Source organism: Vibrio sp. STUT-A16 (genome assembly GCF_026000495.1).
Classification (GTDB): Bacteria; Pseudomonadota; Gammaproteobacteria; order Enterobacterales; family Vibrionaceae; genus Vibrio; species Vibrio diabolicus.
This window is the reverse complement of sequence record NZ_AP026766.1, coordinates 1064959-1090592: the sequence shown is the minus strand read 5'-3', so window position 1 is coordinate 1090592 and position 25634 is coordinate 1064959. Positions and strand designations below refer to the sequence as shown.

22 protein-coding genes, 4 tRNA genes and 3 rRNA genes are annotated in these 25634 nt (G+C 45.4%); 4 read left to right on the top strand and 25 right to left on the bottom strand.

The annotated features are described in order from the left end of the window. Positions 1-16: 16 nt before the first annotated feature. Genes OO778_RS21415 through OO778_RS21395 form a run of 5 tightly spaced genes read right to left on the bottom strand, consistent with a single transcriptional unit; the run spans position 17 to position 2967 of the window. Complete coding sequence (locus OO778_RS21415; RefSeq protein WP_104970302.1) at positions 17-571, bottom strand: DUF6162 family protein; 555 nt, start codon at positions 569-571, stop codon at positions 17-19. Next, positions 568-888, bottom strand: a complete 321-nt coding sequence (locus tag OO778_RS21410; protein WP_046873904.1) for a hypothetical protein — start codon at positions 886-888, stop codon at positions 568-570. The genes OO778_RS21415 and OO778_RS21410 overlap by 4 nt, the downstream gene beginning before the upstream one ends. 42 nt (positions 889-930) lie before the next feature. Continuing rightward, positions 931-1761 (bottom strand): DUF4198 domain-containing protein, encoded by an 831-nt coding sequence (locus OO778_RS21405; protein WP_104970303.1) that lies wholly within the window; start codon positions 1759-1761, stop codon positions 931-933. 15 nt (positions 1762-1776) lie between these two features. Next, the gene (locus OO778_RS21400; protein ID WP_006741224.1) at positions 1777-2316 is read right to left on the bottom strand and encodes a DUF2271 domain-containing protein; all 540 of its coding nucleotides are present in this window, start codon (positions 2314-2316) and stop codon (positions 1777-1779) included. Between the two features lie 21 nt (positions 2317-2337). Further along, entirely contained in the window at positions 2338-2967 is a 630-nt protein-coding gene (locus OO778_RS21395) for a PepSY-associated TM helix domain-containing protein (protein ID WP_104970305.1), read from the bottom strand. 378 nt (positions 2968-3345) lie between these two features. Here OO778_RS21395 and OO778_RS21390 point away from each other — a divergent pair, with 378 nt between their 5' ends. Beyond that, a complete protein-coding gene (locus OO778_RS21390; protein WP_264911565.1) occupies positions 3346-3834 on the top strand; it encodes a hypothetical protein in 489 nt (162 codons plus the stop codon). Between the two features lie 67 nt (positions 3835-3901). On the opposite strand, the gene OO778_RS21385 is transcribed toward OO778_RS21390, so the two are convergent. From OO778_RS21385 to OO778_RS21340, 10 genes are all read right to left on the bottom strand, one after another. Beyond that, a complete protein-coding gene (locus OO778_RS21385; RefSeq protein ID WP_256936770.1) occupies positions 3902-5074 on the bottom strand; it encodes a hypothetical protein in 1173 nt (390 codons plus the stop codon). Further along, a complete protein-coding gene (locus OO778_RS21380) occupies positions 5071-5691 on the bottom strand; it encodes an energy transducer TonB (RefSeq protein ID WP_256936771.1) in 621 nt (206 codons plus the stop codon). The genes OO778_RS21385 and OO778_RS21380 overlap by 4 nt, the downstream gene beginning before the upstream one ends. After that, complete coding sequence (locus OO778_RS21375; RefSeq protein WP_005374257.1) at positions 5691-6095, bottom strand: biopolymer transporter ExbD; 405 nt, start codon at positions 6093-6095, stop codon at positions 5691-5693. Before OO778_RS21375 ends, OO778_RS21380 begins: the two co-directional genes overlap by 1 nt. Beyond that, complete coding sequence (locus OO778_RS21370; RefSeq protein WP_104970307.1) at positions 6092-6646, bottom strand: MotA/TolQ/ExbB proton channel family protein; 555 nt, start codon at positions 6644-6646, stop codon at positions 6092-6094. Before OO778_RS21370 ends, OO778_RS21375 begins: the two co-directional genes overlap by 4 nt. After that, complete coding sequence (locus OO778_RS21365; protein WP_104970308.1) at positions 6646-8013, bottom strand: MotA/TolQ/ExbB proton channel family protein; 1368 nt, start codon at positions 8011-8013, stop codon at positions 6646-6648. Before OO778_RS21365 ends, OO778_RS21370 begins: the two co-directional genes overlap by 1 nt. Then, complete coding sequence (locus OO778_RS21360) at positions 8014-8781, bottom strand: DUF3450 domain-containing protein (protein WP_053807981.1); 768 nt, start codon at positions 8779-8781, stop codon at positions 8014-8016. Between the two features lie 74 nt (positions 8782-8855). Then, positions 8856-10955, bottom strand: a complete 2100-nt coding sequence (locus tag OO778_RS21355; RefSeq protein ID WP_264911561.1) for a TonB-dependent siderophore receptor — start codon at positions 10953-10955, stop codon at positions 8856-8858. A 207-nt stretch (positions 10956-11162) separates the two neighbouring features. After that, positions 11163-12536 carry a sensor histidine kinase gene (locus OO778_RS21350; RefSeq protein ID WP_257888414.1) on the bottom strand — a complete coding sequence of 458 codons (1374 nt, stop codon included), beginning with the start codon at positions 12534-12536 and terminating at the stop codon, positions 11163-11165. Next, a complete protein-coding gene (locus OO778_RS21345; protein ID WP_046873911.1) occupies positions 12536-13201 on the bottom strand; it encodes a response regulator transcription factor in 666 nt (221 codons plus the stop codon). The genes OO778_RS21350 and OO778_RS21345 overlap by 1 nt, the downstream gene beginning before the upstream one ends. A gap of 147 nt (positions 13202-13348) precedes the next feature. After that, positions 13349-14302, bottom strand: coding sequence for an L-lactate dehydrogenase (locus tag OO778_RS21340; protein ID WP_257888413.1), 954 nt, complete (start codon positions 14300-14302; stop codon positions 13349-13351). A 239-nt stretch (positions 14303-14541) separates the two neighbouring features. On the opposite strand from OO778_RS21340, the gene OO778_RS21335 reads away from it, so the two are divergent. After that, positions 14542-15252, top strand: a complete 711-nt coding sequence (locus tag OO778_RS21335; RefSeq protein ID WP_257888412.1) for a glycerophosphodiester phosphodiesterase family protein — start codon at positions 14542-14544, stop codon at positions 15250-15252. Positions 15253-15287: 35 nt separating this feature from the next. Here OO778_RS21335 and OO778_RS21330 read toward each other — a convergent pair whose 3' ends face one another. Continuing rightward, positions 15288-15770, bottom strand: coding sequence for a L,D-transpeptidase family protein (locus tag OO778_RS21330; protein WP_258622851.1), 483 nt, complete (start codon positions 15768-15770; stop codon positions 15288-15290). Positions 15771-16059: 289 nt separating this feature from the next. On the opposite strand from OO778_RS21330, the gene OO778_RS21325 reads away from it, so the two are divergent. Beyond that, positions 16060-17055, top strand: a complete 996-nt coding sequence (locus OO778_RS21325; RefSeq protein ID WP_269468970.1) for a 2-hydroxyacid dehydrogenase — start codon at positions 16060-16062, stop codon at positions 17053-17055. An 85-nt stretch (positions 17056-17140) separates the two neighbouring features. Beyond that, positions 17141-17497, top strand: a complete 357-nt coding sequence (locus tag OO778_RS21320) for a YibL family ribosome-associated protein (RefSeq protein ID WP_005374274.1) — start codon at positions 17141-17143, stop codon at positions 17495-17497. Positions 17498-17658: 161 nt separating this feature from the next. Here OO778_RS21320 and OO778_RS21315 read toward each other — a convergent pair whose 3' ends face one another. The 9 genes from OO778_RS21315 to OO778_RS21275 form a co-directional block, all read right to left on the bottom strand. Then, positions 17659-18690, bottom strand: coding sequence for a cytosolic protein (locus OO778_RS21315; RefSeq protein WP_074189713.1), 1032 nt, complete (start codon positions 18688-18690; stop codon positions 17659-17661). 103 nt (positions 18691-18793) lie between these two features. Further along, positions 18794-19555 (bottom strand): cytosolic protein, encoded by a 762-nt coding sequence (locus tag OO778_RS21310; RefSeq protein WP_074189712.1) that lies wholly within the window; start codon positions 19553-19555, stop codon positions 18794-18796. Between the two features lie 277 nt (positions 19556-19832). Further along, a tRNA-Ser gene (locus OO778_RS21305) sits at positions 19833-19923 on the bottom strand. Between the two features lie 100 nt (positions 19924-20023). Continuing rightward, a 5S ribosomal RNA gene (rrf, locus tag OO778_RS21300) occupies positions 20024-20138 on the bottom strand. A gap of 93 nt (positions 20139-20231) precedes the next feature. Further along, positions 20232-23116 (bottom strand): 23S ribosomal RNA (locus OO778_RS21295). A 322-nt stretch (positions 23117-23438) separates the two neighbouring features. Beyond that, a tRNA-Val gene (locus OO778_RS21290) sits at positions 23439-23514 on the bottom strand. Positions 23515-23542: 28 nt separating this feature from the next. Continuing rightward, positions 23543-23618 (bottom strand) — tRNA-Lys (locus OO778_RS21285). Positions 23619-23620: 2 nt separating this feature from the next. Beyond that, positions 23621-23696: transfer RNA gene (locus OO778_RS21280), tRNA-Glu, on the bottom strand. Between the two features lie 90 nt (positions 23697-23786). Further along, positions 23787-25335: ribosomal RNA gene (locus tag OO778_RS21275) — 16S ribosomal RNA — on the bottom strand. Together the 16S, 23S and 5S rRNA genes with 4 tRNA genes alongside form the textbook arrangement of a ribosomal RNA operon. Between the last annotated feature and the right edge of the window lie 299 nt (positions 25336-25634).

Here is a 25634-nt window from a genome sequence, read left to right as displayed (position 1 = left end):
TATCAATTATGTTGTCTTAATGGGCGTGAGAATGGGAAGAAGAGGAATCTGACAGAACGATTTGTTGCCAGCCATGCTGGCGGCGTTTTGCTAGATCGCTTAGTACCTCCGCATTTAACGATCGGCTAGAATCACTAAACCAAATATCAGCTTGAGAGCCACGGCTATCCAGAAGCATAGAGGCAGAACCTTGGGCATTTGTCTTCATGCCAATGTATACTCCGTCATCGATTCGTTTCCACTGATGAGACCCTTTGCGCTTCCAATTTTGGTCTTTTACGAATGGAGCAATCCAAAGCGCCTCCATGTCAGAAACCTCAGGCCAAGTTCCAGTTTCTAGCTGCAAATCACGAATCTCTTCATGAGCAAGCTTAAGTTCAGCGATCAAACCCAACTCGTTTTGATGTAAGTCCGTGATTAAAACTTGATGAGCCTGTATGTCTGGCTTTTCAGTCGCGACCTGATGGTAGGGCATAATTATGGCTGCAGAACCGAGAATCACTGCGATTGTCAGTGCGACCCACTTTCCTTCTCGGTTACCATCATCAGGGCGAACTTTCTGTACACTCATTTCTCTTTCAGCTCAACGATATCCACTTCCACCGGGCTTTCATGTCCGGCATCAAATACCAAATAGAAATCTGTTTCAGGGTGAGTAAATTCTGCGATGGAACGCTTATCTGTTTTTTCTTTGGCGATCAGATTGTCGTCGTAATCGTACATTTCGACATCGTAGTCGACCGCTGTCGATCCATCCGAGTAGCCCGCTTCACAAATCACTTTATCTTGCGCCAAGTGACAACTCATCAGAGGGAAGTGTGCAGCAGCGTGAAAAGAAGCAAATCCAGAAAAAAGCAAAGCAGCTTTGAGAAGAGAAGTGTTATTCATGATGATTCCAAAATGGCCCAGCAATTGCTGAGCCTAATTCGATTAGTTAAGTTGAGTTTCAAACGTAAGGTGAACATTGGCACTCGCTTTATCCGCCAATGGATTATCTTTTAATTCACCTTTGTAGTTCGCTTTCATTAAGTAGCGCCCTGCGACCTCTGGCGTGAAGATCACTTTGCCATCTTCATCACTCACCACATCGATTTGTTCTTGATGGTTTCGGTACATGGTGCCTTCACGTGTGATCTCCGCTGTGACGCCCTCTTGTGGCTCACCATTGAAGAAAAACTGGAAAGTGACTGGTTCACCTTCAATGATATCCGATGGATGCGTGATCGGTTTCATCTCCAGCATTTTTCCTTCAATCTCCAACGCTTTTTCCGTTGGCATACCAACCGTGATGTAGCTTTCTGCTCGGGTGTAGCTCAGTTGTGTAACCACATCACGCGCCTGTTCTGGAAGTACATCATGACGCTCAGCTTTGTTTGCTCGCGCCCATTTCACCGTATCACGACGACCCGCTTTGTATTGGGTGTAGTAGCTCGGCTGATTATTGATCGCGACTTTGTGCGTGCCTTCTTCCGTAAAAAAGAAATCAAACATAGAACGACGTTTGCCACGAACAACAAAGTTAGGACGCTCAGAACGGCCATCCGGCATCACCACGAACGCTTGGTCACTACCCGCAGGCTTATCAAAAACAAACGTTCCGTGAGAAGCAGTAACATCAAATGTCAGCCAGTCACCGCCTTCTTTTGAAACCGTAAAGTGAGAAGGCAGAACCCAACGTGGATGCGCTTGTGCGGTGGTTGTTGCAGCCAATCCCATTGCCATTACACTCGCCAATGCCACTGCTTTGATTTTGGTTTTCATTGTTGTGTCCTTTAATCACTTAACTTGATAATTGACGGTGATGACACCCGTCTCTTGTGTTGGTTTAAGCTCATAGCGCACTTCACTGTCCGCTAGCGTTATTTTTTGACGTAAGTAGTTTCGCCCACCATGTTCACGAACAACTTCGACGTACAACGTGTAATTTCCTTGCTCCAAACGCTTTCCTGCATCATTGGTTCCGTCCCAGACAAAACGGTACTGTCCAGCAGGGCGCGTTGCAGACGTCACCGCATCAACAAGTTCACGATCATAACGACCCGCTTTTCTCCACCAGCTGCGCAGGTCTTTTAGCCATTCGTCTTTTCCTACCCATAGCTGAATGGTTTTAACCGGTTTACGCTGGTCATTTTCAACCCACACCGCCACATAAGGGCGTGCGTACATTGAAGTGTCTATCTTTGGAAGTTCGAATTCGAAATCGATCTTCGCGTTATCTGGTAGAGGAGCCGCAGAAAGAGAGAAAGGAGCAAAAGCCGCGATCAAAGCGGCTTTACAAAAGTGATTACGGCGGAAAAATCTTCCTGTGTTCAACATAAGTGTTCTCTAAAAAAGCTGTTATGGAACAGCAAAAAAATAAATCACGAGCGACAGTAACGTACCAAAGCTCATCCATTGCATTGACTTTCTAAGCGTCTTCTTCTTAGGCAGTAATAAGCACACACCTGTTAGAACAAAAAACACCATCAAAAGCGCAGTGACGTCGATAAACCACTTCCAAATACCACCACTGTTGCGGCCTTTATGTAGATCGTTCAACAACGCAACAATACCGTAGTGCGTCGTTTCAACCTCTGCCGCACCGGTGGTCATATCGATAAAGACCGTAGCGTTATAACCTGGGCCTTTAAAATCCATAGACAGCTCTCCGAGTAACAACTCACCTTGCTCAACTTCGGTATACACATCTAGTGCGGAGGGAGTGCCGCGAAGCTCGGTTTCTTTAGTCAAGAAAGCCACCAGCCCTTCACGATTAGGTTGAAAGGTATCTGAATGTGAGAATAGAACTGAGTGCGGAACCGTCAGAGTATGTTGTTGAATGATAGGTTCACGGCGTTCAAATAATTCGGGGCGATTGAGGGTAATTCCAGTTATTGCAAAAAACAGCGTAACTAAGAGAAGAGCCATCGAAATATAGATATGTAGGCGGCGAGCCCAAGTTTGAACACCTTTGCTTTTAAGCAGCATAGAAACAATCATCACCAATAAATGTGGAGCATAATTTAGGTGATAATCATTCGTATTGGCATTTAATTTACATTGTTTACTTTTTCAATTCAGCTTGGTTGGCGCATGTTGTAACTATTTGCGCCAATATGAGTGACCAATTGCCTACCCTCTAGATAATAACCCTATTGATTTTAATGACTCAAAATTTAATGATATTTCCAATACTAAAAAGTGGGACAGACTCCACCAAAATGCGCCGTTATGTATATTTAATGAAAAACTTAAAGCTATCGATAAGCTAGATTAAAAAGGTAAGCTAAGAAGTTAGTGTAGGGTTAGATAGAGAAGATTTTCTGATGCTAGCCAAACGTTATAGTGCAGTTCAGAAGGAAAAATATGGACAAGAATGTTGTAATAATTCTCTTATCACTTTTCTCAAGTGTCACTTTCGCAAGTGAAAAGTTTGAAGCCAGTTTGTTTAACAACGTAAGCCAATCTATCGATAATTATGGTGCGAAAATAAAGCAGTGCGAATCTATGGCAGACCAGAATACACCTGACAAACAAACTCTAGAGTATTCAAAGAAGCACATAGAAGCATTTACTCCTGTTCTGCCGTTTTTAAGCGAGAAAGCTTTTGAGGCTTGTGTATTAAAAGAGAAGCAAGAACTAGCGTATTATCTATTAATAGCAAAAAATAACGCTTCAAGAACTTCAACATTAAAGCTTGTAGAATCGACTGAAAGCCTTACTTTTCACATCGAACCTACATCGAGAGAAAAGTTTGAAACACTGAGCAAAGTACATCAAGAATATATAGAGAAAAGCCCCTTTTTCTCCCGACCATTTGATGCGTTAGCCTTTTATGAAAAGCTCATACATTAAATAGCCTTTATGACTTTAGACAAAAAAATACCCGAGATTGAGCTCGGGTATTTAATAAAAGTGTTCGCTATGAGTTTTGCGTCGATTCTACTTTGCGTAGCTGTGATAGATACTTAACCCAACTTTTTGCCTGATTCGACGGTTTTATCTCATTCGCTCTTTTGGCATTAGCGAGTGCATCGTCAAACCGCTTAAGTTTGTAATAAGCGCGAGTTTTGATAAGTGCGACATCCGCTTTACGACCGCTGACCTTATCGAGCGCGGCAAGGGCATCTTTATAGTGGCCTTCTTGCACCAATAATTGAGAATAGTTCCAGTAATACTGTCGGTCTAACTGAGCAGCAACACGCCAACTATCGATAGACTCTTCCCACTCTTTTGCCATTTGCCAATACGTCGCTTGCTGAGCTTTCAGTTTACTATTCGAGTTTACATCCTCTAGCTCGTTCATCACCAACGCAGCTCTCTCAGGAATACCTCGTTTCGCGTACAATTGTGCCAGCAGCTTTAAGTCATCTTGGCTAAGTTGTAACCCTTTCAGTTTTGCCAACGCCAAAGAGTCCAGAGCACGTTTGTTGTCATCAACACGCAGGTAAAGAGCAACAAGCTGACGCCACCATTCAATTCGCTCAGGTTCAATCGCGATCAAGCGTTTGATGGTCGAGATTGCCGGCTTCCACTTTTTCAGTTCTAGCTCAGCAGAAAGCTTTATCGACAATGCGCCAAGCTTGTCTGGCTGACCAAACTTCTCATAACGAGCCATTGCTGAAAGCACTTTCTGCCACTGACTCAGTTGATAATGAGATTGGGAAATACGCAGCCATAGCTCATGCGCTTTTTGACCTTTAGGAATGTTTTTGCTCAAGGCATAGTAATGAGGTAACGCCTTAGAAAAGCGTTGCTCGTTCAGCAGTATATCTGCCAACATTTTTCGGGTTTGCCATGCTTGCTCATCTTGTAGCAAACCACTATTGACTGCCAACTCAAGTTGCTCAATTGCTGCTTGAGTTTGCTCGTTCTGCCAGTAAAAAATACCCAACATTCGAGCGACATAAGCTTGGTCATATCCACGAGAAAGCTCCATAGCTTCAAGAGATGAAATCGCTTCTTTTAGTTTCTCCTCTTGAGCCAAGTTGTGTGCTCGTTGAACTCTCGCGGCAGTGTATTGGCTTAACTCACTGGCAATGGTTGAAAGTGCACTCAGGCTTAATACCGTACCGATTAAGAATTTTTTCATCATTTGGCTAACTTGAACTCCACTTTAGCGGTTTGTCCATACTGCTCAATTGACACACCATCCTCAACTTTTGGCTGATACTTCCATTTTTTAAGCGCACGAATCGCTTCTCTTTCGAACATACGCTGTGGCTCAGCCTCGATCACTTCAATATCTTTTGGTCGTCCAGTTGCATCGATCGTGAAACGCATAATGACATAGCCTTCAACTCTACGTTTCAGCGCCTTACTTGGATAACGAGGATCAACACGATACAACGGCAGTGCTTGTTGGTTGCCCATTGTTCCCTTCAAGTTTGGCGCACTGATCGCGATACCTTCAAGGGCAATGTTCAAACCTAAAGCACTGACTGGCGTCATCTGGCTCATCGGCTCCATTTGAGTGTCAGCTTGAGACAGATCCATTGGCTCCGGCGCTTGGGGTGGTTCTGGTTGCTCCGGCACTGAACGTTGACGACGCTGCACGTCTGCTTCATTCTCTACCATCACCATATCAAAACGAACCGCTTCCGAAGCTTCTGGCGCACGCTGGTTGCCTTTATCAACCATCCACGCCATAAAGCTAAACAGGCTCACAGAAATTAACAGTGATGCTGGTAGTGCAAGTAACAGCCTGCCCATTAAGGTTTCTCCGCCGCCAATGCGATGTTTTTCACGCCCGCCGCTTTTGCAGCGTCCATCACTTTCACGACAGTGCCATTATAAGCATGCTCGTCAGCTTGGATAACTAACGAAGCATCAGGCTGATCAAGTAACAGGTGCTCAATAGAAGCCTCAACACGCTCAATATCAACCACTCGTTTGTCGATGTACACGTCATTTGCTGCCGTTACCGCGATAAAAATGCCCGCATCTTTTTGGCTTACCACATTAGAAGCCTGAGGGCGGTTCACTTCTACACCGGATTCACGTACAAACGAACTGGTCACAATGAAGAAGATCAACATGATGAAGACGATATCAAGCATCGACGTTAAATCGACTTGAGCTTCATCTTGTTGGTTAGGTCTGCGTCCGAGTCTCACTTTTGACTCCTTAAAGATTGTTCTAACTGGATAGCTTTTCGTTCACACACTTTGCTAAGGCGAGCATGAATAAACATGCCCGCCAGCGCTGCTACCATACCCGCCATGGTTGGCAGCGTAGCAAGTGAGATGCCAGAAGCCATCAATTTTGGATTGCTGCTGCCTTGCGATGCCATCACGTCAAACACCGTAATCATGCCCGTCACCGTCCCTAACAACCCTAACATTGGGCAAACCGCCACAAGCAGCTTAATGGTCGATAGGTTTTGGCGCAGTTCGATTTGCGCTTTTGCAATCCATCCTTCACGGATTTGATGTGCGTACCAAGAGTGGTGCTCTGCTCTTGCTTGCCACTGCTCACAAAGCTGCTTCTTTACCCCAGGAAAAACTGTTGTGAGATAAATAACTCGCTCCATGACCAACAGCCAGCACACCGCCACGACGGCAGCCAGCCACCATAGGATTTGACCACCTTGTTGCATAAAGCTCATCAAGGTTGTGGCCCAATCCTCACTGATCAAACCCAATGTGCTGAGTAGGATCTGCTCCATTACGCTGCGTTCTCCGCTAAGGTGTTAGAGTGACTTTTGTTGCTCGGCATATCACGCTCAGCTTGTTCTGCAACTAAACCGATGCCTTGCTTTTCTAAGATACTGCGAATATTTTCTGCTTGAGAGCTCAATACGTTGTGCGCCAATAACAATGGCATGGCTGAAACAAGGCCAAGTACAGTAGTTACAAGCGCCATCGAAATACCACCCGCCATTACTTTCGGATCACCATTACCAAATTGAGTGATGACTTGGAAGGTTTCGATCATACCCGTTACCGTGCCCAGTAGACCAAGCATAGGGGCCAGCGCAGCAAGAAGCTTCAGCATCGACAACCCTTTTTCTAGGTGGGTTTGCTCATCAACAACGGCTTCCAATAGACGTAGCTCTAACGCTTCTACGCTGCGATGCTTATCTTTCTGATACACCGCAAGCACACGACCCAAAGGGTTGTCTCCTGGCTGTGCTGGAGTTTTCAGTTGCTTCATGATTTTCTGGCGCGAAATCATCAGAGATGCACCACGTACGAGAGCAATCAATAGGCCGATAGCTAATAAACCAAGGATGATTTTACCGACAACGCCGCCTGCATTTAGGCGATCAGCCAAAGTCGGTGAGTTTGCGAGCTGCTCAAGAAGAATGCCGCGTGACGGGTCAATGACAAGCGCATCAATGTCACCAGAGGAAATAGTATTCGCTGTTGGACCGCTTTCAGGCTGACGAAGATAGTTTACCGCATCTCCGCGTTGACCATTCCACTTAACGTAGCCAGTGTCATCCAGCAGCGCCATAGAACCAAGACGAACACCATTAACCGTTTGTTCACGACCTTCGCCATTTAGCAGTGTGAAAGAGACGTTTGCCATCTCACCACTTGCTTTGATTTGTTCTTCCATGCTGCGCCACATCGCCTGAAGTTGGGTCAACGTTGGCAGTGATTTAGCTGCAACAATAGCATCGATATCTTTCTGATATGAGTTTGCATCAACACCCGTTACTGAGCTCTTGAGCTCTGACTCTAGCTCTTTTGCGTTCTGGCGAACGACGCCAAATAGCTCACCTAAGCTCCCGGTTTCTAGACGTAGCTTTTCTTCTAGCTGCGCCAGTTCCGCTTCGTTTTCACCGAAAGTAACACTTAATGAGTCCGCTTCTGCTTGAAGAGCCGCTCGCTCTGCGGCCAATTTATTCTTTATAGCCTGTAGCTCTTGCTCTGTTTTCTTAAAACCTGATTCACGCGCGACATTGTGCGATTGCTGTTGACGATTTTCTTGCTGCGCCTTTTGTAACAACGCATCACTAGCAAAAGTTGTATAAGGCATTAATGCGGATGTCGAGATTAGTGCAACCGATAACCATTTTTTCATCATTTATTTGCCCTCCGCAGCGGTTAACGACACTGGCAGAGTTAACATACTCGGCGCGATCTGTTTATTCGCCATAGCGAACGCTTTATCTAGCTCTGATTTTTGCTCAGAACCCACTTGTTGCCATGCTTGTTGTTGCTGTGACCAGCTCCAGAATGTCTCACCAGATAAGCTACGTGCTACCAAAGACAAACGCCCTAAATAGAGAATGTCCGCCTCCACAGCTTCATTGTCACCAAGGTTAATCTTGCCTTGGTAAACGCCAAGCTTGGTGCCGTAATCCATTTCAATTTGGTACGCTTCTAAAATACGACGAAACTTCTCTGCATCCGCAACGTCTGCACGCGTCATCATGGAATCCAGCTTTGCAATTCGCTCCTCACGTTGCGCTTTGCGTATAGGCTTGTCGTTAGCGACGAGCACTTTTAAGCCCTCAAGCATGTGATACATCAAAGGCACGACACCTTGACGAGTTTGAGCAATCTGCTCAATTTGCTCGTTCAAGCTATCAACTTCTTGATTTTGGCTCTCAACAAGGCTTGCAAGATGATCGCGATAAATCTTCAAGTTACCGACTTCCTCTTGCAGCTGCTCAATTTCAGCTTCTAGAGTAAGTGATTTTTCTGCGCTTGCATCAATACGTTTTTGGCTTACCGCCGACGACTGGTTTGTTTTACTCTGCACAGCTTGTGCATCGTTTAAGTTCGCCGCGTGAGCGGGAATCAAAACCGATGATATCAACAGAGCGATACTTGATTTCATTAGATTCATACGAGTTATATTTCTGTGTTCCAAAAACGACCAAAGGGGAAGACTACCCTTCCCCTTTAATAATCAAATTGTTATCAGTACTTGAACTGGATTGTTGCCATGTAGTTGCGGTCTTCTCCAACCACAACCCCACTCGCACCTTTTTGCTCGCTATTCGTGCTACCGCCACCTGCGAAGTAGTCGGTATCGAATAAGTTCTCGACATTGAATCGAGCAATGATATCCAAGTTTTCATCGTACTTATGTTTGTATGACACGCCCATATCAACGCGAGCGTAGCCATCTTTCTTGAAGGTGTTCTTTGCATCACCGTAGCGATCACCTTCATAAATCAAACCGAGGTTTAGGTTCGTATTGTCCTGAACCTTGTAGCTAGACCATAGACTTGCCGAGAACTCTGGCACATCTGCAGGGCGGTTACCCTCGAATTTTTTATCCGCTTTCGTCAACTCTGCATCCAAATACATTGCAGAAGCCGTTAGCGACAACTCTGGGGTCACAAAACCTTGAGCCATTAACTCAGCACCTTTGTGAACTTGCTCACCACCTTGCGTTTTCTTGTGTAGGAGATTACCGCCCGCGTCTTTGCCGCTTTCAACATCCAGCGAGATGTTCTCTAATGTGATATCAAACACTGCACCGGATACAAATAAGCGCTGATCGAACAGTTCCCACTTAGTTCCGATCTCGTAAGAGATACCACGCTCTGCGTCTAGCTTCTCGCCATCGTTCACGTAAGTTTTGCCACGACCACTGCTGACTTCACCTTGCGGCATAAAGCTTTCAGAGTACTGAACGTAAACCGAGCCATTTGTCGCTGGGTGGAAAATCACACCAAACTTAGGAGAAACTTGATTCTCTGTCAGGTCATCATCACGCTTTTCATCATAACGAACCCCTGCAAGTACTTGCCAAGACTCGTTGATAGTCATCATGTTTTGCGCGTAGATACCCCAAGTATCGTACTCAGTTGTTGGTGATTTCTTCGAACTACGATAGCCAGGCTTAGGCACCGTTTCTCCTGGCGCAATACTCGCCTCATTATGAAATGCCATAAAGCGATCATAACTGTAATCTAAGTAGTTAGCGCCCACTAACAACGTGTTTTCCGTACCGAACAAAGTAAAGTCCGTCGTCACATCTATATATGCAGTATCAAATACCCAATTATCGGAGCGATCATTCCCTTTGTGTCGAATCACACCGTCTTTGTCATAATTGTCAAACTTAGGGTAAGACTCCACATCAAAACGCTTAAAGTCTTGGCGGTTGTAACCCGCTTTTACGTTTACATTGTCAGTCACTTGAGCATTAATATCGATGCCATAGTTTTCTACATCGTTATTAATTTCAGACCACTGCGCATCCCAGATGTACTTATCACCGCGAACCGCTTTACCATCCACAATGTAAGCACCAGAATCCACGCTACCATCGTCTTTCGTGCGATCGTAATGCGCTGACACCATAAAGTTGTCGGTGATGTCGTACTCAACCACTAGGCCCGCAACCGTACGATCCGTTTCTGGCTCGGTACCATCGCCGTAGCTGCGCCAAGAGCCGTAGCTTTCTTTGGCAAAAATTGCGCGCGCGCGCAGTGTCTCTGCATCATTTAGCGCGCCACTCACATCAAGCACCGTGCGTGAGTGATCATTCGAACCTAGATCTTGACTCAAACTAGCTTGTGTTTGAGTTGTTGGTTTTTTCGAAACCATGTTTACCAAGCCACCCGGCTCAGATTTACCGTATAGCAAGCCTGATGGACCTTTAAGCACTTCAACACGCTCTAAAAGCTCAATTGGCTGACGGTAGTGTGACCAGTGTTGACGGCCATCACGAAGAAAACCGTCTGAACTGCTAAGCTCAAAACCACGTAGAGAGAAACGTTCGCGGTTACGGCTTGTACCACCCGCGCTAACACTTGCATCGTTACGTAACACTTCACCAAGTGTACTTGCACGCTGCTCATCAATTACCGTTTCATCGATAACCGCTACTTGTCCTGGCGTTTCTAGCTGCGTCATTTCCATGCGCATTGCTGTACTGTTTGTATCCGCCTTGTAGCCGAACTCTCGACCTTCTACAACTACATGTTCGTCTGTTTGAACGTCCGCCACTGCAGGTGTTGCTAACACCGCACCGATCACTAGCGCCAAATGGCTCTTAGTAAACATATCCTTTCACTCCGATTATTATTTTTCGGGTCACATACTTATTGAATGCGATTCCCTCTTAATTATTTCGCGGGTGAATATAAGTGATAAGTATTACCATTTGCATTAAATTTACATTCTTTGCATTTGCAAACTTTTGTAAAGTACTCTCTGATGACGCACCACAATAACGCGATCAACATCACACTTAATAAGACTTAACTATACTTACTGCTTGAACACCAAAGTAACACTCAGACCTCCTTGTTCACGATTTTTCGCCGTAACGGATCCACCCATAATGCGCATGGATTCTTTGACAATCGCGAGACCTAAGCCGTAGCCGCCAAGCTTCTTATCTCTTGATGCATCTAAGCGAGTAAACGGGTCAAAAATATCGACCAACTTGTTCTCTGGAATACCAGGCCCATTGTCGGATACAGACATGGAAATCAATTGCTGCCCATCTTTGACATGATTAGCCAGAGAAACTTCTATCTGAGATGCTTGCCCTGAATATTTGATGGCATTTCCAACAAGGTTATTCAAACAACGAATGATGAGCGTTTCTTCGCAAAAAGCTTTGGCGCATATTGCTTCTGAAAGGAATGACAATGTTTGTTCTGGTTTTAAATCGATTTTGCATCGCTCTACTTGCGGTGCGAGCAACACCTCTAAATCACGGCGTTTCGCACCTTTGTCGAAACGCGCATTTTCCAAGCGACTGAACTCCAAGATATCGCTTATCAAATGGTTTAGCTCTTTAGCTTCATCTTCTAGCCTGGTCACCAAGCTTTGCTCGTTCTCCCCAACTCGCTTCCGCAAAAGGTGTAGAACTAAATTCTGTCTTGCTAACGGCGTTCGGAGCTCGTGGGAGACATCTCTTATAAGCAATCGCTGCTTTTCGGCAAGAGAATGAATTTGCTGTGTCATGTGGTCGAAGTCTTGCGCCAGCTCGTTAAACTCGCGCGTATTCGATTTTAACTCTTTCACCACACTGACATTAAAGTCGCCGTTAGATAGCTTTTTGCTTGCTTCTCTTAAGCGATCAAGCGGCTGTTGTAAGTTGCGTGCCATTAGCAATGAGAACAACGCCAAAATAACTACCGCAATCACCACTTTGAGAATAGAGAAATATAAAATGAAGTCATGTGCGGGATGCAGTCGATGTGGCAGTTGAATCACCAGGCTATTATCTTTAACCAAAGGGATATTGATAATCGGGCGATTTACCTTTCCCTCAAGTTGATCATCAATACTTCTTTTAAATTGAAGTTTGAACTCGAAGTGTGGATGCATTAAACGGTGAGTGACGGGTTGCTGGTGCTCATTCAGCACAAACAGATAAAAGTTTTGCGCGTTCGCCCAATCCGCAAGTTCGTCCATATCTCCGTGCTCAATCAGCACATTGGCTTGATGTGCAAGATCGAGCATTTCTTCTCGCACACTGTCCGGCACTTTTAGCATGGCTTTCACGAGAGCTTGCTCAGCCATTGCTTGTACGACCAAAATACTTATCACAATTGCAGTCATATAACTAAACAACTTAAACGCTAAGCTATCTTTACGTTTCGCGATAAAAAGTGGGCACGTGAGCTTCATTAATTGTTTACAGCCTCTAGGTAGCTGTAACCTTTGCCACGGAAGGTTTTGATATGTTGCTTAGAGAGCCCTGCTTCTACTAGCTTGCGACGTATATTACTGATGTGCATATCAAGGTTGCGGTCAAAAGGGCTTAGCTCTTTCTTTAATACTTCGGTTTGGAGTTCCGCTTTTGAAATCACCACACCTTGGTTTTTGACTAGATAGCTCAGTAACTCGGCTTCCGTGCTTGTGAGTGGTAAGCTATTGAGCTGATCACTGATCGTTTGAACGGTACTGCACATCGCCTGACGTTGGCGCTCTAAACCAACACGACGAAGAATCGCTTTGATGCGCATCAGAAGCTCAGCAACATTAAAAGGCTTTCCTATGTACTGGTCGGCTCCCGCTTGGTAGCCATCAAGCATCGAGTTTTCATCATTAAGAGCAGTAAGCATTAGAATAGGTGTCGCGAAGCGTTGACAGATTCTACGAGCAACTTGCATGCCGTTAAGGTTTGGTAACATGACATCAAGCAGTACAAGATCTACCGGCGTTTTTTCCATATATTGCAAAGCACTTTCACCGCAATGTACAGAAGAGACAATATAGCCCTCCTCTTGCAAAACTGCTTCTAATAGCTCACACAAAGGAACGTCATCATCCACTATCAAAACTCGAGACATTACCACTCACCATTCAAATAAAAATGGTTCGCATTCTATTACTCATTTACAAATTAAACAACTACACATCCTAGGGCTTTAGTACAAATAGCTCTATGGCAGTAGACCGGAGTGCTAAGCTAACTAGCACCTGATAATGAGGGTAGATCAGGGCGTTAGATTCGTCTGCTTAGCGACATTTTCCACGATGTGTTTTAAATGGGTGCTGATCGTTTTTAATGTGGCAAGCTCCTCTTCAGTGAAGGGATGCATCAGAACTGAATTTGCTCCGTTTTTTCCAATAACCGTAGGTAGGCTGAGAACAACATCATGCAAACCATATTGCCCCGACATCATCGTACCGACGGGCAACACCGATCGTTCGTTAATCGTCACAGCTTGAATGATTCGAAAGACACTGGCGGCAATGCCATGAACTGTGTTCTGCTTACGCCGAAAGATTTCGTATCCCGCCTGTTTCACCGCCTCAAGAAGTGCGTGCGGATCAATTCTCTCAATGTTATGGGTATCGCAGTAATAGTCGGCCGGTTGCCCAGCGATAGAAATTAAGCTCTTAGGAGTAAAGCAATGGCTACCATGCTCTCCTAATACATAACCAAACACGTTCTTCGGGTCTAGGTCTACACGGCCAGCAACAATACTCATTAAACGAGCGGTATCAACTACACAGCCACTGCTAATAACTTTACTCGGCTCAAAACCGGTGTTGGTGACAATAAAGTGCGCCACGATATCGCATGGGTTTGACACAACAATCAACACCGCATTTGGCGATACGCGTTCTATTTGACGCGCAATATCAACTCCAATTTGAGCATTAACCTCAGCAATATCTAAACGAGTTTGTCCTTGTTTAATCTGCGTACCAGCGGTGATAACAACAAGAGAGGCTTCGAGTAAATCTAAGTAATCATCCGACGGCATAATGCGTGTGTTTTTTGAAAAAGTCAGTGCCATCGTGTGACGAAAATCAAACACTTCACCCTCGGCACGTTCTAAATTTTTATCAAGTAGAACAAGCTCACTAAAACCACCCAGAGTGAGTAAGTAATTACATACTCCCACACCAACAGCTCCTGCACCAATAACACCGATCTTCATATTTCTCTCTCCCGATAACCATGATGCACTCGCAACTACCTTGCTCTTTAAAAATGAGCGGCAGGAGAATAAAAGTCCAACTTTGGTTCATGATTCGACAGGAGTGCTTCCAACGATCTACCTTGACGAATGGGCGATGTGGCTTTTATTAAGACGATCTGACAACATGCACCTTGAGGTATATCTTCAAAGCAAAAAGCGAGTACAATCGGCTCATCACAAAGCAGAAGATGAAGAACATGGAAACATTAGTAATTGGTCATCGTGGTGTTGCTGGCTCCTACCCAGAAAATACAAAAGTGAGCGTTCAGGCCGCCATTGACCTCGAATTAAATTGGGTTGAAGTTGATGTACAACCGACCAAAGATAATGTTTTAGTGGTTTGCCATGATCACACCATAAATCGATGCAGTAATGGACAAGGGCGTGTCGATGAAATGACTCTGGAAGAGTTAAAGGCGTTGGATTTTGGTAGCTGGTTCAGCGCAGATTTTTCAGGTGAGAAAATCATGACATTAGATGAGCTGCTCACTTTAGCTACTGAGCATAAGCTTAACTTGAATATTGAAGTTAAGGTAGATCGCCACCCAGCAGAAGAAGTGGCACAAATTCTCGCAAACGTACTAGCAAAAAGTCCCATGCCGCAAGAGAAGGTACTACTCTCCAGTTTTAGTCATGATGTCATTAGAGCGCTGCATAAATACTGCAATGAGTATCGATTAGGTGTATTGAGTGAATTCTTAACGAGAAAAGATAAACGCCTTTTGGAAGAAGTTAACGCCTATAGCTGCAACCTAAACATTAACTGGGTTCGCTCGCGCCAAATAAACAAACTCCAGCAGGCGGGTTACAAAGTGATGTGTTATACAGTGAACAATCCAAACAAACTGAAGTACCTACCTCAGTTAGACGGTATATTCAGTGATCATCCACAACGCTTTATGCCATAGCACATACCACCTTGAGCTTCAGAGGCACCATTTCGTTACCACTCAATCTGAATTGGTGTCCCCATCTCGACAAGCTGGATAAATTCATCCATCTCTTCATTGGTAATCGCAATACACCCATTGGTCCAATCAAAGCTTTGGATATAAATCGGCAACTGACTCTCACCGTTTTTTAAACCATGAATTTTGATGTTCCCGCCAGGGGACACACCTCGGCGCTTCGCTTCCAACGTATCAATCGCATCAGGGTAGCTAATATGCACAGAACGATAAAAAGCAGAGTCTTCTATAACGTAATCTAAGGTGTATTCGCCCTCAGGTGTACGATTGTCTCCCTCTTCTTGTTTATGCCCTTTAGGGTTCGCTCCTAAAGCAATGCGGTATTCTTTTAGTATTGTGCCTTGTTCCATTAAATACATTCGACGCTTTGACTTGTCGACTTTAACAAGATCTACAGCTGCATGGACGCCAGAAGCCAACACGCAACACAAGAACATAGAGCACCATTTCACTGACATTGCCGGAACGCCTAACCTAACTAAAGTGAACAAGAAAAGAGCGATTATGCTAGTCAGTTAGCGCCCGTAAAGCAAACAGTATCTGGGGTAGAACCTGTATTACCTCAGGAGCTAATGGGATGAATCCGCAAGTGCAGAATCGTAAGATAATACTCATTGAAAGGCGTGATCGTTATCGTTGTTTGATATGGCAAAAGTTAAAGAGAAGATTTCTCTATTCATTCCGGCGAAGTTGCATTACTTTATAAGTATATTTATTTATAAAGTCCGCACTTTTTGAGAGGGAACCATGATTAATATTGCTTTTTTTAGTGCAAAATCCTACGACGAGGCCTCTTTTAATAAAATTAAAAATAACCGAGATTTTGAATTCCACTATCACGACTTCCGGCTAACCGAAAAAACCGCCAAAATGGCACATGGTTGCGATGTCGTGTGTGCTTTCGTCAATGATGACCTTTCAGCTCCCGTTCTTAAACAGCTTTCTCTAGGCGGAACGAAGCTTATTGCCATGCGCTGCGCGGGTTTTGATAAAGTGGATCAACAAGCTGCTAAAGAACTTGGCTTAAAAGTAGTTCGAGTTCCAGCTTACTCACCAGAGGCGGTGGCAGAGCACACAGTCGGTTTGATGATGTGCCTAAATCGTCGCCTCCACAAAGCCTACCAACGTACACGTGACGCCAACTTCTCGCTAGAGGGCCTAGTTGGCTTTAACTTTTACGGAAAAACCGTTGGTGTCATTGGTACAGGTAAGATTGGTATCGCGACGATGCGTATCTTCAAAGGGCTTGGCATGGAGCTGCTTTGCTATGATCCTTACGAAAATCCATTAGCACTAGAAATGGGAGCGCGTTACTGTTCGCTTGAAGAAATCTACGCTAGTGCGGATATTATCTCTCTCCATTGTCCAATGAGTGAAGAAAACTATCACCTATTGAACGAAAAAGCCTTCGCACAAATGAAAGATGGTGTGATGATCATTAACACTAGTCGAGGCGAGTTGCTGGATTCACTAGCAGCGATAGAAGCATTGAAACAAGGTAAGATTGGCGCGCTTGGTCTAGACGTGTATGACAATGAAAAAGACTTGTTCTTCCAAGATAAATCTAACGATGTCATCGTAGACGATGTTTTCCGTCGCTTATCGGCTTGTCATAACGTGCTGTTTACTGGCCACCAAGCATTCTTGACTCACGAAGCACTTAATAATATTGCCTCTGTAACGCTTGATAACGTCGAAGCCTTCTTCTCTGGTAACGTATCGGGCAATGAACTGATTAACTAAAGCCAGACAATCGAGAAGTATAGTAGAGCGTGTGATCTCAGCTATGCTATACTTCTCGACTATTTAAAATTTGAGCCAAATTACCATGAGCATAAAAACTGATATTCAAAAGCTGCACAACCGTTTAGATACATGCCAACGTAAACTTGATGCGGCACGTTCTCGTGGTGATCACGAAATGATTACAAAGTTCACGGATGAAGTAGAACAGCTAACCAAAAAGCTTAACCAGTTAAAGCATAAGCAAAACTATGAGCTGAACAAAGAACGTAAAAGCTTACTTGATATGCCATTCTCTCGTGAAATCACCAAAGCAGAACAAGCGGACATCGGCAAACTGAAAAAACGCGTACGCGGCTTAGTAATCGTTCACCCACTAACAAAAGTTGGTAAAGAGCTTCGCCTCGATGTCATGACAGGCTTTGCGCCAAAAGAGTTTTAAACTCATATTAATACTCGTTAAGCCTAAGAATTTGCTTGGGCTTTTTATTTTGTACTGCTTCATTAAATTTCATCGAAATATCAACCCATAAGCTCTTAAAAAGGCCAGCGACAAAAGCCACTGACCAAATTCAAAATGCCAGTCTGCATTACATCTCAACGCTACGACAGTTGCTGCAACTTGTGCTCCACAACGGGATCATTCGGAACTAACTGCTGAGCCACTTCCAAAAGTTGTACTGCATCTTGCGGATTGTCATGCTCATGCTTCATCGCAATATCAACAAGTGGCTGAATATCGATTTGCGCTTGATGCTCCTTCACATGTTCTTTCTTTTCTTCAATTAGCACATTATGAGCGGTACTCAGTAGGCTCAAACGATGTTGTGAACTCGCATTCGCCTTGTTAAGACACTGATAGTAATCTTCTTTTAATCGCAGCGTTTTCGTCTGATGACGAAACTGCGCTATATCTATCTTCTGATAACGTATAAAGTCTACAGCCACTTGCTTATAAAAACCAAATTTATTCAAATACGTCGCGTGTGTACCATGTCCCATACCGAAGACTCTCAAGTGAGTGAGCTCTGGGTAGCGTTTGGCGTGAAGGCGGTCGATTTCATTGGTTGGATCATAAATGATGTAACCTTTTGCATCTCCAAGGTCGAGGTCGTGGTACTTTCCTTCCCAATCAAATTGTTGGGCAAGTTCAGTACTTGGCCTGTCATCCCATGGCACTAGCACTTTGTTTTTTGTACTGACCGGGTGAAACATCAATACTTGATCCAACTTTAATAGATTGGAAAAAGCGCCAATAGCAAAACCACCGCGGCTAAGGCCATAACCTAAACGGCATTCAAAAGGCTCAAGTAATGTCGATAACTGCTCTAGAAAGAAAATCAAATTACGGCTGCGAAACCAGTTACTTTTCCCAAGGTGCTGAAAAGAGATAATATTTACTTTTTGTTTCTGGGCTAATCGATAGCCCCAAGGCGCAAAGTCTGAGTGTAAGTCCTGTACTTGTAGATTCGTACCAGCAGGGGAAAAGGTGAACAACAGCGGTTTATTGCGGTCGACAAACTCATACTTAACAAACACATCATCAAGTAAGTCCTCCCCGGACATCGGTAGCCTGGTTTGCTGTTCTTCACGAGAAAGAGCCAGCCATTCATCCAACCAGTACAGTAACTTCATTAATCCTCCATCTAAATTGCGCCTAGCAATTGTGTTAAAAATCTAGTTTTTAGTGTGTGATCATCTCCCCCTGGTTACAGGGGACTCTGATATCAGTCCTCTTTTAAAACAAAGCGTGAATTTGCTTATTAAATTGGTCAATATCTATGGTTTGATGACGAACAAACTCCTTCGCCACCAGATTAAAAAATTCTAATTTATCTAATTGTGTGGATTGAGTGCCGTGCCCCATACCAACGACTTTTAAATGAGTAAGCTCTGGATAACGTTCAGCATGAAGACGATCAATACGATTGGTGGGGTCATAAATAATGTAACCTTTGGCATTGCCCAAATCTCGATCATGGTAGCCGCTTTCCCAATCGAACTGTTGAGCAAGCTCAGTGCTGGGCCGATCATCCCATGGCACTAACGCTTTATTTTTTGTGCTAACAGGATAAAACAACAAAAGATGATCCAACTTCAGTAAGTCAGCGAATGCGCCAATAGCAAAACCACCTCGGCTCTGCCCATAACCCAAACGACATTTGAAGGGCTTAAGCAACTCAGATAACTGCTCCAGAAAGAAAATCAAATTCCGGCTACGGAACCAATTGCTTTTACCTAAATGTTGAAAGGCAATAATATTTACTTGTTGTTGTATTCCGAGGTCGTAGCCCCAAGGAGAAAAATCCGGAGTTAAGTCTTGTACCTGAGCATCAGTACCGGAAGGAGAAAACGTGAACAACAATGGCTTGTTAATATCGACGAATTCATACTTCACAAAAACATCATCAAGTAAATCGTAGCCAGAAATTGGTAAAGCAGCATTTTGCTCTTTTTGAGTAAGCGCTTGCCATTCATCTAACCAGTAAAGTAGCTTCATTTTTTCTCCAAGTACATCAGCAGTATTTAGACTGAAACTCTATCAAAATGCTTTTAAGCATCCCACGTTGAGACTTAACAAAGCTCTACTTAAAGCCTAAATGACCTATGAAAATGTCTTCGATTGCAGATATTACTGCGTAAACTAAACCCAAAGTGAGTACGCTAAAGAACTTAGAGAAAGGGCCGGAGAAAAGCCAATTAGAAGTTTTCGATAACAGCTGTTAAAAAACAGCAGATACAAAAAAACCGCTGTAAGAACAGCGGTTTTTTAAAGGTGGCGGAGAGATAGGGATTTGAACCCTAGATACGCTATTAACGTATGCCGGTTTTCAAGACCGGTGCTTTCAACCACTCAGCCATCTCTCCACAAATTGTCACTAAAACTTAGTCTTATACTATCGATGCTAATTTTTAGTTTTGCCTTAAGTTATCTCAATTAAGATAAAACTTGAAAGCGATATTTAAAGCCTGGCGATGTCCTACTCTCATGGGGAAGCCCCACACTACCATCGGCGCTATTTCGTTTCACTTCTGAGTTCGGCATGGAAATCAGGTGGGTCCAAAACGCTATGGTCGCCAAGCAAATTCTTTAATTCGGAAAGCTGTTTCTTAATTCTCGTTCTTACACATTCAACGTTCTTTCATTGAGTCCATCAAAACCCCTTGGGTGTTGTATGGTTAAGCCTCACGGGCAATTAGTACAGGTTAGCTCAACGCCTCACAACGCTTACACACCCTGCCTATCAACGTCGTAGTCTACGACAACCCTTTAGGATACTTAAAGTATCAGGGAGAACTCATCTCAAGGCTCGCTTCCCGCTTAGATGCTTTCAGCGGTTATCGATCCCGAACTTAGCTACCGGGCAATGCGTCTGGCGACACAACCCGAACACCAGAGGTTCGTCCACTCCGGTCCTCTCGTACTAGGAGCAGCCCCTTTCAATTCTCCAACGCCCACGGCAGATAGGGACCGAACTGTCTCACGACGTTCTAAACCCAGCTCGCGTACCACTTTAAATGGCGAACAGCCATACCCTTGGGACCGACTTCAGCCCCAGGATGTGATGAGCCGACATCGAGGTGCCAAACACCGCCGTCGATATGAACTCTTGGGCGGTATCAGCCTGTTATCCCCGGAGTACCTTTTATCCGTTGAGCGATGGCCCTTCCATTCAGAACCACCGGATCACTATGACCTGCTTTCGCACCTGCTCGAATTGTCATTCTCGCAGTCAAGCGGGCTTATGCCATTGCACTAACCTCACGATGTCCAACCGTGATTAGCCCACCTTCGTGCTCCTCCGTTACGCTTTGGGAGGAGACCGCCCCAGTCAAACTACCCACCAGGCACTGTCCGCAACCCCGATGAGGGGTCGACGTTAGAACATCAACACTACAAGGGTGGTATTTCAAGGACGGCTCCACGCAATCTAGCGACTGCGCTTCAAAGCCTCCCACCTATCCTACACATGTAGGGTCAATGTTCAGTGCCAAGCTGTAGTAAAGGTTCACGGGGTCTTTCCGTCTAGCCGCGGGTACACTGCATCTTCACAGCGATTTCAATTTCACTGAGTCTCGGGTGGAGACAGCGTGGCCATCATTACGCCATTCGTGCAGGTCGGAACTTACCCGACAAGGAATTTCGCTACCTTAGGACCGTTATAGTTACGGCCGCCGTTTACCGGGGCTTCGATCAAGAGCTTCGACCGAAGTCTAACCCCATCAATTAACCTTCCGGCACCGGGCAGGCGTCACACCGTATACGTCATCTTGCGATTTTGCACAGTGCTGTGTTTTTAATAAACAGTTGCAGCCACCTGGTATCTGCGACTCTCAATAGCTCCATCCGCGAGGGACTTCACCGTCGAGAGCGTACCTTCTCCCGAAGTTACGGTACCATTTTGCCTAGTTCCTTCACCCGAGTTCTCTCAAGCGCCTTGGTATTCTCTACCCGACCACCTGTGTCGGTTTGGGGTACGATTCCTTACAATCTGAAGCTTAGAGGCTTTTCCTGGAAGCATGGCATCAATGACTTCACACCCGTAGGTGCTCGACGTCGTGTCTCAGCCTTAAGAAGAGCCGGATTTACCTAACTCTTCAGCCTACGCACTTGAACCTGGACAACCGTCGCCAGGCCCACCTAGCCTTCTCCGTCCCCCCATCGCAATTGTAAGAAGTACGGGAATATTAACCCGTTTCCCATCGACTACGCCTTTCGGCCTCGCCTTAGGGGTCGACTTACCCTGCCCCGATTAACGTTGGACAGGAACCCTTGGTCTTCCGGCGAGGAGGTTTTTCACCCCTTTATCGTTACTCATGTCAGCATTCGCACTTCTGATACGTCCAGCATGCGTTACCACACACCTTCAACCGCTTACAGAACGCTCCCCTACCCAATACTCAAAGAGTATTGCCGCAGCTTCGGTTTACTACTTAGCCCCGTTACATCTTCCGCGCAGGCCGACTCGACCAGTGAGCTATTACGCTTTCTTTAAATGATGGCTGCTTCTAAGCCAACATCCTGGCTGTCTGAGCCTTCCCACATCGTTTCCCACTTAGTAGTAATTTGGGACCTTAGCTGGCGGTCTGGGTTGTTTCCCTCTCCACGACGGACGTTAGCACCCGCCGTGTGTCTCCCGGATAGTACTTACTGGTATTCGGAGTTTGCAAAGGGTTGGTAAGTCGGGATGACCCCTAGCCTTAACAGTGCTCTACCCCCAGTAGTATTCGTCCGAGGCGCTACCTAAATAGCTTTCGGGGAGAACCAGCTATCTCCAGGTTTGATTGGCCTTTCACCCCTAGCCACAAGTCATCCGCTAATTTTTCAACATTAGTCGGTTCGGTCCTCCAGTTGATGTTACTCAACCTTCAACCTGCCCATGGCTAGATCACCTGGTTTCGGGTCTATATCCAGAGACTGAACGCCCAGTTAAGACTCGGTTTCCCTACGGCTCCCCTAGATGGTTAACCTTGCCACTGAATATAAGTCGCTGACCCATTATACAAAAGGTACGCAGTCACAGGACAAAGCCCGCTCCTACTGCTTGTACGTACACGGTTTCAGGTTCTATTTCACTCCACACAGGGGTTCTTTTCGCCTTTCCCTCACGGTACTGGTTCACTATCGGTCAGTCAGTAGTATTTAGCCTTGGAGGATGGTCCCCCATATTCAGACAGGATATCACGTGTCCCGCCCTACTCGATTTCACTGAATATGCGTCGTCAGTTACGGGGCTATCACCCTGTATCGCCAAGCTTTCCAGCTTGTTCACCTAACGCCTATAAAGCTTAAGGGCTAGTCCAATTTCGCTCGCCGCTACTTTCGGAATCTCGGTTGATTTCTTTTCCTCGGGGTACTTAGATGTTTCAGTTCCCCCGGTTCGCCTCGTTATGCTATGTATTCACATAACGATACTTACTTATGTAAGTGGGTTTCCCCATTCGGAAATCCCAGACTCAAGTGGCTTTTACTGCCTAATCTGGGCTTATCGCAAGTTAATACGTCCTTCATCGCCTCTGACTGCCAAGGCATCCACCGTGTACGCTTAGTCACTTAACCATACAACCCGAAGGAGTTTCGAGTTGATGTTCAAATCACCAAAGTTGTCTCTCATTATTTGAATGAGCGAGAGACATTCGATTTTGCCGGACTCAAATTCCAAGAACATTTGAATGTGTTTTTAGTTGTATTCATAAATGAATACTTTGAGAACTTTACAAACAACAATAAATTGTTGTTTTGTCAGCTTTCCAAATTGTTAAAGAGCTATGTTTCTTCACAAGGAAGTTACATTTTCTAAAGACTTTCAGAGTCAAAAATGCCAACCAGTATCAATTGCTTGTTCTGGTTTGGACGTTTTATTCCAAAAATACTTAGAGAATGGTGGGCGATACCGGGCTCGAACCAGTGACCCCCTGCTTGTAAGGCAGGTGCTCTCCCAACTGAGCTAATCGCCCACATTATTTTGATTTCCGTGGAAGGAAATGGTGGGTCGTGCAGGATTCGAACCTGCGACCAATTGATTAAAAGTCAACTGCTCTACCAACTGAGCTAACGACCCAATGGTATCCCGTAGGGGAGTCGAACCCCTGTTACCGCCGTGAAAGGGCGGTGTCCTAGGCCTCTAGACGAACGGGACACTAAGTTGAACATCTTGGGGGATGTTCTATCTCTTAAACTTCATAAACCGTATCAATCTGTGTGAACACTCATCGCAATAATCATCGTTTAAGGAGGTGATCCAGCGCCAGGTTCCCCTAGCGCTACCTTGTTACGACTTCACCCCAGTCATGAACCACAAAGTGGTAAGCGTCCCCCGAAGGTTAAACTACCTACTTCTTTTGCAGCCCACTCCCATGGTGTGACGGGCGGTGTGTACAAGGCCCGGGAACGTATTCACCGTGGCATTCTGATCCACGATTACTAGCGATTCCGACTTCATGGAGTCGAGTTGCAGACTCAATCCGGACTACGACGCACTTTTTGGGATTCGCTCACTTTCGCAAGTTGGCCGCCCTCTGTATGCGCCATTGTAGCACGTGTGTAGCCCTACTCGTAAGGGCCATGATGACTTGACGTCGTCCCCACCTTCCTCCGGTTTATCACCGGCAGTCTCCCTGGAGTTCCCGACATTACTCGCTGGCAAACAAGGATAAGGGTTGCGCTCGTTGCGGGACTTAACCCAACATTTCACAACACGAGCTGACGACAGCCATGCAGCACCTGTCTCAGAGTTCCCGAAGGCACCAATCCATCTCTGGAAAGTTCTCTGGATGTCAAGAGTAGGTAAGGTTCTTCGCGTTGCATCGAATTAAACCACATGCTCCACCGCTTGTGCGGGCCCCCGTCAATTCATTTGAGTTTTAATCTTGCGACCGTACTCCCCAGGCGGTCTACTTAACGCGTTAGCTCCGAAAGCCACGGCTCAAGGCCACAACCTCCAAGTAGACATCGTTTACGGCGTGGACTACCAGGGTATCTAATCCTGTTTGCTCCCCACGCTTTCGCATCTGAGTGTCAGTATCTGTCCAGGGGCCGCCTTCGCCACCGGTATTCCTTCAGATCTCTACGCATTTCACCGCTACACCTGAAATTCTACCCCCTCTACAGTACTCTAGTCTGCCAGTTTCAAATGCAATTCCGAGGTTGAGCCCCGGGCTTTCACATCTGACTTAACAAACCACCTGCATGCGCTTTACGCCCAGTAATTCCGATTAACGCTCGCACCCTCCGTATTACCGCGGCTGCTGGCACGGAGTTAGCCGGTGCTTCTTCTGCAGCTAACGTCAAACGAGGCCGCTATTAACGACTCCGCCTTCCTCACTGCTGAAAGTACTTTACAACCCGAAGGCCTTCTTCATACACGCGGCATGGCTGCATCAGGCTTGCGCCCATTGTGCAATATTCCCCACTGCTGCCTCCCGTAGGAGTCTGGACCGTGTCTCAGTTCCAGTGTGGCTGATCATCCTCTCAGACCAGCTAGGGATCGTCGCCTTGGTGAGCCCTTACCTCACCAACTAGCTAATCCCACCTAGGCATATCCTGACGCGAGAGGCCCGAAGGTCCCCCTCTTTGGCCCGTAGGCATCATGCGGTATTAGCCATCGTTTCCAATGGTTATCCCCCACATCAGGGCAATTTCCTAGGCATTACTCACCCGTCCGCCGCTCGACGCCGTTATCGTTCCCCGAAGGTTCAGATAACTCGTTTCCGCTCGACTTGCATGTGTTAGGCCTGCCGCCAGCGTTCAATCTGAGCCATGATCAAACTCTTCAATTTAAGATTTTGTTCGGCTCAATGAATACTGAACATTACATAAAGTAATGTTTGAATTGACTGTGCTCTTATTGGTTTTCACTTTTAAAAAGTGAAATAAAACAGCTCAAGGCTGCTTTCCAATTCGAATGGTCACTTCGTTTCATTGAAACCTAACTTGAAGCCGAAGCTTCTAATTGGATTATCATCAACGAGTGCCCACACAGATTGATAGGTCTATATTGTTAAAGAGCTTGCTTCGTAAGCTTTGCTATCGAAGCGGAGGCGTATTCTAAGGAATTAACTTTCAGTGTCAAACACTT